Here is a 2,435-nt window from a genome sequence, read left to right as displayed (position 1 = left end):
CCAGATATGTTGATACCCCGTCTCCGGCCATTCGGCTGGGACGAGGTTCCTTTGAAATAACGCCGGATTACCGGCAAGCATTCACGGAGAGTTTGATCCTGGCTCAGGACGAACGCTGGCGGCGTGCTTAACACATGCAAGTCGAACGATGAACCACTTCGGTGGGGATTAGTGGCGAACGGGTGAGTAACACGTGGGCAATCTGCCCTGCACTCTGGGACAAGCCCTGGAAACGGGGTCTAATACCGGATACTGATCCTCGCAGGCATCTGTGAGGTTCGAAAGCTCCGGCGGTGCAGGATGAGCCCGCGGCCTATCAGCTTGTTGGTGAGGTAATGGCTCACCAAGGCGACGACGGGTAGCCGGCCTGAGAGGGCGACCGGCCACACTGGGACTGAGACACGGCCCAGACTCCTACGGGAGGCAGCAGTGGGGAATATTGCACAATGGGCGAAAGCCTGATGCAGCGACGCCGCGTGAGGGATGACGGCCTTCGGGTTGTAAACCTCTTTCAGCAGGGAAGAAGCGAAAGTGACGGTACCTGCAGAAGAAGCGCCGGCTAACTACGTGCCAGCAGCCGCGGTAATACGTAGGGCGCAAGCGTTGTCCGGAATTATTGGGCGTAAAGAGCTCGTAGGCGGCTTGTCACGTCGGTTGTGAAAGCCCGGGGCTTAACCCCGGGTCTGCAGTCGATACGGGCAGGCTAGAGTTCGGTAGGGGAGATCGGAATTCCTGGTGTAGCGGTGAAATGCGCAGATATCAGGAGGAACACCGGTGGCGAAGGCGGATCTCTGGGCCGATACTGACGCTGAGGAGCGAAAGCGTGGGGAGCGAACAGGATTAGATACCCTGGTAGTCCACGCCGTAAACGGTGGGCACTAGGTGTGGGCAACATTCCACGTTGTCCGTGCCGCAGCTAACGCATTAAGTGCCCCGCCTGGGGAGTACGGCCGCAAGGCTAAAACTCAAAGGAATTGACGGGGGCCCGCACAAGCGGCGGAGCATGTGGCTTAATTCGACGCAACGCGAAGAACCTTACCAAGGCTTGACATACACCGGAAAGCATCAGAGATGGTGCCCCCCTTGTGGTCGGTGTACAGGTGGTGCATGGCTGTCGTCAGCTCGTGTCGTGAGATGTTGGGTTAAGTCCCGCAACGAGCGCAACCCTTGTCCCGTGTTGCCAGCAGGCCCTTGTGGTGCTGGGGACTCACGGGAGACCGCCGGGGTCAACTCGGAGGAAGGTGGGGACGACGTCAAGTCATCATGCCCCTTATGTCTTGGGCTGCACACGTGCTACAATGGCCGGTACAATGAGCTGCGATACCGCAAGGTGGAGCGAATCTCAAAAAGCCGGTCTCAGTTCGGATTGGGGTCTGCAACTCGACCCCATGAAGTCGGAGTCGCTAGTAATCGCAGATCAGCATTGCTGCGGTGAATACGTTCCCGGGCCTTGTACACACCGCCCGTCACGTCATGTCGAAGGTGGGACTGGCGATTGGGACGAAGTCGTAACAAGGTAGCCGTACCGGAAGGTGCGGCTGGATCACCTCCTTTCTAAGGAGCACTTCTTTCTAAGGAGCACTTCTCACCAACTTCGGTTGGTCAGAGGCCAGTACATCAGCGAATGTCTGATGCTGGTTGCTCATGGGTGGAACGTTGACTACTCGGCGCACTTGATCGTCTTCTCCTTCTAGTACTGCTCTTCGGAGCGTGGAACGTTGAGGGAAGCGGTGAGGGTGTCGGGCACGGGGGTGATGGGTGGTTGGTCGTTGTTTGAGAACTGCACAGTGGACGCGAGCATCTGTGGCCAAGTTTTTAAGGGCGCACGGTGGATGCCTTGGCACCAGGAACCGATGAAGGACGTGGGAGGCCACGATAGGCCCCGGGGAGTCGTCAACCAGGCTTTGATCCGGGGGTGTCCGAATGGGGAAACCCGGCAGTCGTCATGGGCTGTCACCCGCTGCTGAACACATAGGCAGTGTGGAGGGAACGCGGGGAAGTGAAACATCTCAGTACCCGCAGGAAGAGAAAACAACCGTGATTCCGGGAGTAGTGGCGAGCGAAACCGGATGAGGCCAAACCGTATACGTGTGAGACCCGGCAGGGGTTGCGTGTGCGGGGTTGTGGGATCTCTCTTCTGTTGTCTGCCGGCGACAGGACGAGTCAGAAACCGTTGATGTAGGCGAAGGACATGCGAAAGGTCCGGCGTAGAGGGTAAGACCCCCGTAGTCGAAACATTAGCGGCTCGTTTGAGAGACACCCAAGTAGCACGGGGCCCGAGAAATCCCGTGTGAATCTGGCGGGACCACCCGCTAAGCCTAAATATTCCCTGGTGACCGATAGCGGATAGTACCGTGAGGGAATGGTGAAAAGTACCGCGGGAGCGGAGTGAAATAGTACCTGAAACCGTGTGCCTACAAGCCGTGGGAGCGTCG

At 58.1% G+C, this 2,435-nt stretch carries 2 rRNA genes; both read left to right on the top strand.

What is annotated here, in order from left to right:
- Positions 1-80 precede the first annotated feature (80 nt).
- Positions 81-1,554 (top strand): 16S ribosomal RNA (locus IE94_RS0134100).
- Between the two features lie 251 nt (positions 1,555-1,805).
- A 23S ribosomal RNA gene (locus IE94_RS0134090) occupies positions 1,806-2,435 on the top strand; the annotation flags it as partial.

The organism is Streptomyces violaceorubidus, from assembly GCF_000717995.1.
Lineage (GTDB): Bacteria > Actinomycetota > Actinomycetes > Streptomycetales > Streptomycetaceae > Streptomyces > Streptomyces violaceorubidus.
This window is presented reverse-complemented; position numbering and strand designations above follow the sequence as displayed.